Consider the following 7452-nt stretch of genomic DNA (forward strand, 5'->3'; position numbering starts at 1 on the left):
TCAGCGCGCGGAGATGAATGCCGAGCGTGCCGCGATGGTCGCCAGGTGCCGGCTGAGCACGAATTCGGGGACCAGCACACTGGCCCGGGTCGCGGCCGCGCTCAGGACCGGCGGGCGCAGATTCACGATCCGCCCGATCAGCCGCGACTCGCGCACGATCCTCTGTACGCGGCGGCGACGGTGCGTCGTGAACTGCGCGAAGGCCGTCGGCAGGTCCGGAGCCCGGCCCGCCAGCTCGCCCAGAACCGCCGCGTCCTCGAGCCCCTGACAGCCGCCCTGGCCCAGATGCGGGCGCATCGGATGTGCGGCGTCCCCCGCGATCACCACGGGTCCGCGCGCCCAGCGCCTGGCCGGCGCGCGGTCATAGAGATCGTTGCGCAGTACCTCGGCAGGGTCCGCGGCGGCGAGCAAGGCCGGGATCGGTTCGGCCCAGGAGGAGAAGGCCCGCTGTAAATAGGCCAGCTCTCCGCCGGGGCTGGTGCGTCCCTCCGGTGCCCGCTCGGTCGCGAACCAGTAGGTGTGCTCGGAGCCCATCGGCACGTGGCCCACCTCCAATCCGGCGGCCATGGTCTCGCCCGCCATGTCCGGATCGATCCGGTGCTTCGCCACGCCGCGCCACGCGGTGTAGCCGGCATAGCGCCGAGCGAGCGGTCCGTTCAGGTGGCGCGCGACCACAGAATCGACACCGTCGGCCCCGACGACGGCTGCCGCATCGCGCGTCGACCCGTCCGACAACGTGACGCGCACACCGTCGGCGGTCATCACGAGCCCGCGCACGCCGACGCCGTACTCGACAGTGCCTGGCGACAACGCACCGGACAGGATGTCGGTGAGGTCGGCGCGCCGGATGACCACGAGCGGCTCGCCGAGCGCGCGGATGAATCGTTCGGGCTCCGGACGGCGCAGCCAGGTGCCATCGTGCCAGCGCACGGCCCCGGCCGTCACGCGCCCGCCTGCGGACCGGACCGCGTCACCGAGGCCCAACTCGTCGAGCGCGGCCAAAGCGTTGGGCCAGATGCTGATTCCCGTACCCGCCGACGTGTCGTCGCGGGCCTCCAGGACGCGAACCTCGAATCCCTGGCGTTGCAACGCGACCGCGGTGGCCAGGCCAGTGATCCCGGCTCCGACGATGAGGACGGACTGAGCCATGGCTCGAATGTAGCCACATGGGAGCGCGTCCCACGGACGTGGGATCGGTGGCGCGCCGGCACGCTGTTGCCGACCGCAGCAACAGAATGAGAGGAACAGATGAAACTCACCCGGCGCCGTCCAGAGCGTGAGCGTCAACGTCAAGAGTGATCGCAGCAGTAAGCAGGTTCGTGCCGACAGCACCGGCCAGGTCACCCAGGTGGTCTGACTCCACACGGCTACCGTGAGTGACCATGACGCCGTTTCACGATCTCGACGAGTACCTTGCATTGCCCCGGGTTTCCGGTCTCGCGGTGTCGCCGGACGGTTCGCGTGTGGTCACCACGGTCAGCGTGCTCAATGACAAGCGCACCGAATTCGTCACCGCGATCTGGGAATTGGATGCCGAGGGGAATCGGCCCGCGCGGCGACTGACCTACGGCGCCAAGGGGGAGTCCGCACCGACGTTCACCAGCATCGGTGATTTGTTGTTCCTGGCCGCGCGCCCGGCGCCGGACGGCGCCACCGACGACAACGCGCCGGCAGCGGTGTGGCGATTGCCCGCGGCCGGCGGTGAAGCAGACGAGCTGCTGAGCATGCCCGGCGGCGTGAGTGCTGTAGTCAGTGCGCGGGCCGCCGAGGTCACCGTGGTCACCGGGGCGCAGCTGGCTTCGGCCGAGAGCTTTGCCGACGACAAGGCCCTGCGGGCTCGGCGTAAGGACAACGCGGTATCGGCCGTGCTGCACACCGGTTATCCGGTCCGGTTCTGGGACCACGACCTCGGGCCCGACCAACCGCACCTGATCGATGTCGACGGGCAGGCCGATCTCACCCCGCATCCCGCGGACGCGTTGCGCGAGACGACGTTCGACCTCAGCAGTGACGGCGACTTCCTGGTCACGTCCTGGCATGTGCCCGGGCCGGGTGTGGCCAACCGGTCCGTTCTGGTCCGCATCGACCGGGCTTCCGGGACACACACCACCATCGCCGAGGAATCCGGCGCCGAACTGGAGCATCCCGTCATCGCGCCCGACGGCAGCGCCGTGGCGTTCACCAGGGAGACCCATTCGACCCCGACCGACGCGCCACGGATCACGCTGTGCTGCATGCGCTTCGGTGAAGAGCACGTCGAGATCACGGCGAACTGGGATCGCTGGCCGGCATCCGTTGCGTGGGCGGCGGATTCGTCGGCATTGATCGTCACCGCCGACGAGGCCGGCCGTCGGCCCATCTTCACCGTGGACCCGCACAGCGGCACCGTCACCAAGCTCACCGACGACGACTATGCCTACACCGACGTGTGCCCCGCCCCTGGCGGCGTCATCTACGCGCTGCGCAGTTCCTATGCCGTGCCGCCGCACCCGGTGCGGCTCGATCCCGACGGCACGATCATCGAGTTGCCGTGCGTCGAGATCCCGGAAATCCCAGGCACAGTCACCGAATTGCTCGCCACCGCAGAGGACGGGACGCCGATCCGCTCATGGTTGACACTGCCCGAGGGCGACGAGCCGGCCGAACTGGTGCTGTGGATCCACGGCGGGCCGTTGGGCAGCTGGAACACCTGGCACTGGCGGTGGAACCCGTGGCTGCTCACCGCTCACGGCTACGCGGTGCTGATGCCGGATCCGGGCCTGTCCACGGGCTACGGTCAGCAGTTCATCCAACGAGGTTGGGGCGCTTGGGGAGCCGAGCCGTACACAGACCTGATGGCCGCGGTCGACGCGGCATGTGAGCACCCGCGGATCGACGATTCACGCACCGCGGCGATGGGCGGTTCGTTCGGCGGCTACATGGCCAACTGGATCGCGGGGCAGACCGACCGGTTCGACGCGATCGTCACGCACGCCAGCCTGTGGGCGCTCGACCAGTTCGGGCCGACCACCGACAGCGCGTTCTGGTGGGCCCGCGAGATGACACCCGAAATGACACAACGCAATTCGCCGCATCAATACGTCGGAAAGATCCATACGCCGATGCTGGTGATCAACGGGGACAAGGACTATCGCGTACCGATCGGCGAAGGCCTGCGGCTGTGGTACGAGCTGTTGTCGGCCTCGGGACTGCCCGCCGACGAGAACGGCCAGAGTCCGCATCGCTTCCTGTACTACCCGACGGAGAACCACTGGGTGCTCGCGCCGCAACACGCCAAGATCTGGTACCAGGTGGTGACGGCATTCCTCGGCCAGCACCTGCGCGACGAAGACTCTCAGCTGCCTGATCTGCTCGGGTAGCGTCGGCGTGATGACGCAGCGTGAGTTCGATCTGGTGCTGTACGGGGCGACGGGTTTCGCCGGCAAGCTCACCGCCGAATACCTGGCCCGGGCCGGTGCCGCGGCCCGGATCGCCCTGGCAGGCCGGTCGGAGGACCGGTTGCGGGCGGTCCGCGACAGCCTCGGTGTGGCCGCGCAGGATTGGCCGCTGCTCACCGCCGACGCATCGGCGCCGTCCACTCTGCAGGCGATGGCCGCCCGCACGCAGGTGGTGGTGACCACCGTCGGGCCGTACACGAAATACGGGCTGCCGTTGGTGGCGGCGTGTGCCGCGGCCGGAACCGACTATGCCGATCTCACCGGCGAGACGATGTTCATCCGCGAGAGCATCGACCAGTTTCACAAGCAGGCCATCGACACCGGTGCCCGGATCGTGCATTCGTGCGGATTCGATTCCGTGCCATCGGATCTCACCACCTATGCGCTGTACCGGCGGGCTGCGGCCGACGGTGCGGGTCAGCTCGGCGACACCGATCTGGTGGTGCGTACATTGGCCGGAGGCGTGTCGGGCGGCACGGTGGCCTCGACGATGGAGTTCATGCGGACATCGTCGCGGGATCCGCACGCCCGGCGGCTGATGAACGACCCGTACACGCTGAGCCCCGACCGTGCTGCCGAGCCGGAACTCGGTGGGCAGCCCGACGTGCGGTGGCGCCGCGGCAGCGAGATCGCACCCGAGCTGGCGGGCTATTGGACGGGCGCCTTCGCGATGGCGGGGCCGAACACCCGAATCGTGCGGCGCAGCAACGCGCTCCTCGACTATGCCTACGGCCGCCGGTTCGCCTACAGCGAGCAGATCAGCCTGGGCCGCTCCCTGGCTGCACCGCTCGCGGCCGCCGTGGTCACCGGATCCAGTGCGGTGGCCCTCGGGCTGGGCGGCCGCTATTTCGACCGGCTGCCCGCCACCCTGGTCGAACGGTTGGCGCCCAAGCCGGGCACCGGCCCCAGCGAACAAACCCGCATGCGTGGGCGCTACCGCGTCGAGACGTACACGACGACGTCGTCGGGTGCGCGCTACGTGGCGTCGATGGCCCAGCAGGGCGACCCCGGATACCAGGCCACCGCGGTGCTGCTCGGCGAATGCGGGCTGGCGTTGGCGCTCGATCGCGACAAGCTGTCCGACCTGCGTGGGGTGCTCACCCCTGCGGTCGCGATGGGCGATGCCCTGCTGGTCCGATTCCCTGCTGCCGACGTGCAATTGGAGACCACCGCGCTGACGTGAGCCGAATTGATCGGGGCGCGCGGAACACCTGTGTAACAAGATCAATTCGACTAGGGTCGTCGGCGAGGATTTCATCAAAGCCAGCAACGAAGGTGGGGACAATATGGCCGATCTGAACGATCTCTTCGCACAGATTCCCGTCGCGGAGATTGCGAGCAAGCTGGGCGCCGATGAAGGCGAGGTGAACAACGCCATCAAGACGCTGGTTCCCGCGCTCGTCGGCGGCGTGCAGCACAACGTGCAAGCCGACAACATCGACTCGAGCAACCTGGAGTCCGCCGTCACCGCGCAGGGTGCCAGCGGTCTGCTCGACGGCGGCGTGAAGGTCGACGACGTCGACCAGAAGGAGGGCGACCAGATGGTCGCCCACATCTTCGGCGGCAACGACAGCGGGCAGGTGGCCTCGGCGCTGGCCGGCACAGGCGCCGGCGGTGGCGACCTCATCAAGAAGCTGCTGCCGATCCTGACCCCGATCGTGCTCGCCTACATCGGCAAGCAGTTCGCTCAGAAGAACGCGCCCGCCGAGCCGGCTGCCCAGGCATCCGGTGGCGGCCTCGGTGACATCCTCGGCAGCATCCTAGGCGGGGCGAACGCCGGCGGCGGAGGCGGTGCCGCCAACAATCCGCTGGGCAGCATCCTCGGCAGCGTGCTCGGTGGCGGCGGAGGCCAGGGCAACGCCATCGGCGAGATCCTCGGCGGCCTGCTGGGCGGCAAGAAGTAGCTCCGGAGATCGCTTTCCGCGCAAGCCCCCGTCGCCAGCGAATACAGCGGCGTCGGGGGCTTTAGCGTATCCGGGTCACTCCTTCCTAGAATGGCGCGGTGACCTCCACCCCTGACAACCGCGCCGACGCCCTCCCCAAGTCCTGGGAGCCGGGTGCGGTAGAAGCCGAGCTGTACCAGGGCTGGGTGGATGCCGGTTACTTCACCGCCGACGCCACGAGTGACAAGCCTGCCTACTCGATCGTGCTACCGCCGCCGAACGTGACCGGCAGCCTGCACATGGGCCATGCCCTCGACCACACCCTCATGGACGTGCTGACCCGGCGTAAGCGGATGCAGGGTTACGAAGTGCTGTGGCTGCCCGGCATGGACCACGCCGGCATCGCCACCCAGACCCTGGTCGAGAAGCAGCTCGCCACCGACGGCAAGACGAAGGAAGACTTCGGCCGCGAACAGTTCATCGAGAAGGTGTGGGACTGGAAGCGCGAGTCCGGCGGCACCATCGGCGCACAGATGCGCCGGCTCGGTGACGGCGTCGACTGGAGCCGGGACCGGTTCACCATGGACGACGGCCTGTCCCGTGCGGTCCGCACCATCTTCAAGCGTCTGTTCGACGCCGGGCTGATCTACCAGGCTGAGCGGCTCGTCAACTGGTCGCCGGTGCTGGAGACCGCGATCAGTGATCTCGAGGTGAAGTACGAGGACGTCGAAGGCGAACTCGTGTCGTTCCGGTACGGCTCGATGAGCGATGACGAGCCGCACATCGTGGTGGCCACCACCCGCGTCGAAACCATGCTGGGCGACACCGCGATTGCCGTGCACCCCGACGACGAGCGCTACCGCCATCTGGTCGGCACCACATTGCCGCACCCGTTCACCGACCGAGAAATGATCATCGTCGCCGACACCCACGTCGATCCCGAATTCGGTACGGGCGCAGTGAAAGTCACCCCGGCGCACGATCCGAACGACTTCGAGATCGGGTTGCGGCACCAGCTGCCGATGCCGACCATCATGGACACCAAGGGCCGGATTGCCGACACCGGAACGCAATTCGACGGGATGGACCGGTTCGAGGCGCGCGTCAAGGTGCGTGAGGCGTTGGCCGAGCAGGGCCGAATCGTCGCCGAGAAGCGGCCCTACCTGCACAGCGTGGGGCACTCGGAGCGCAGCGGCGAGCCCATCGAACCGCGCCTGTCGCTGCAGTGGTGGGTCAAGGTGGAGAGCCTGGCCAAGGCCGCCGGGGACGCGGTGCGCAGCGGCGACACCGTGATTCACCCGCCGAGCCTCGAGCCGCGGTGGTTCGCGTGGGTCGACGACATGCACGACTGGTGTATCTCGCGGCAGCTGTGGTGGGGCCACCGCATCCCCATCTGGCACGGCCCGAACGGCGAGACGGTGTGCGTCGGTCCCGACGAGACCCCGCCGGAGGGCTGGGAGCAGGACCCCGACGTGCTGGACACCTGGTTCTCGTCGGCCCTGTGGCCGTTCTCGACCATGGGGTGGCCCGACCATACGGCCGAGCTGGCCAAGTTCTATCCCACCAGCGTGCTGGTCACCGGCTACGACATCCTGTTCTTCTGGGTGGCCCGGATGATGATGTTCGGCACGTTCGTCGGCGACGATCCGGCGATCACCCTGGAGGGCAAGCGTGGCCGGCAGGTGCCCTTCGAAAATGTGTTCCTGCACGGCCTGATTCGCGACGAGTTCGGCCGCAAGATGAGCAAGTCGCGGGGCAATGGCATCGATCCGCTGGAGTGGGTGGAGAAGTTCGGCGCCGACGCGTTGCGGTTCACCCTCGCGCGCGGTGCGAGCCCCGGCGGCGATCTGTCCATCGGCGAGGATCACGCCCGTGCCTCACGCAACTTCGCCACCAAGCTCTTCAATGCGACCCGGTTCGCGCTGATGAACGGGGCCGCCCCGGCCCCGCTGCCGCCGGCGGCCGAGCTGACCGACGCCGACCGCTGGATTCTGGGCCGGTTGGAAGAGGTCCGCGCCGAGGTCGACGAAGCGCTCGACGCGTACCAGTTCAGCCGGGCCTGCGAGGCGCTTTACCACTTCGCGTGGGACGAGTTCTGCGACTGGTACGTGGAGCTGGCCAAGGTGCAGATC

The 7452-nt window shown here is 68.3% G+C and carries 5 protein-coding genes; 4 read left to right on the forward strand and 1 reads right to left on the reverse strand.

Annotated features, from left to right (window positions below; translation table 11 throughout):
• A complete protein-coding gene (locus RMCB_RS18910; protein ID WP_062830013.1) occupies positions 1 to 1149 on the reverse strand; it encodes an FAD-dependent oxidoreductase in 1149 nt (382 codons plus the stop codon).
• Positions 1150 to 1382: 233 nt separating this feature from the next.
• Here RMCB_RS18910 and RMCB_RS18915 point away from each other — a divergent pair, with 233 nt between their 5' ends.
• The 4 genes from RMCB_RS18915 to RMCB_RS18930 form a co-directional block, all read left to right on the forward strand.
• Entirely contained in the window at positions 1383 to 3359 is a 1977-nt protein-coding gene (locus RMCB_RS18915) for a S9 family peptidase (protein WP_062830014.1), read from the forward strand.
• A gap of 10 nt (positions 3360 to 3369) precedes the next feature.
• Positions 3370 to 4620 carry a saccharopine dehydrogenase family protein gene (locus RMCB_RS18920; protein WP_062830015.1) on the forward strand — a complete coding sequence of 417 codons (1251 nt, stop codon included), beginning with the start codon at positions 3370 to 3372 and terminating at the stop codon, positions 4618 to 4620.
• A 103-nt stretch (positions 4621 to 4723) separates the two neighbouring features.
• Positions 4724 to 5341: a DUF937 domain-containing protein gene (locus RMCB_RS18925; protein WP_029367326.1), complete on the forward strand. Its 618-nt coding sequence runs from the start codon at positions 4724 to 4726 to the stop codon at positions 5339 to 5341.
• A gap of 98 nt (positions 5342 to 5439) precedes the next feature.
• On the forward strand, positions 5440 to 7452 hold a 2013-nt coding region (locus tag RMCB_RS18930; protein ID WP_062830016.1), incomplete at its 3' end, for a valine--tRNA ligase.

The sequence above is a fragment of the Mycolicibacterium brisbanense genome (assembly GCF_001570425.1).
GTDB lineage: Bacteria > Actinomycetota > Actinomycetes > Mycobacteriales > Mycobacteriaceae > Mycobacterium > Mycobacterium brisbanense.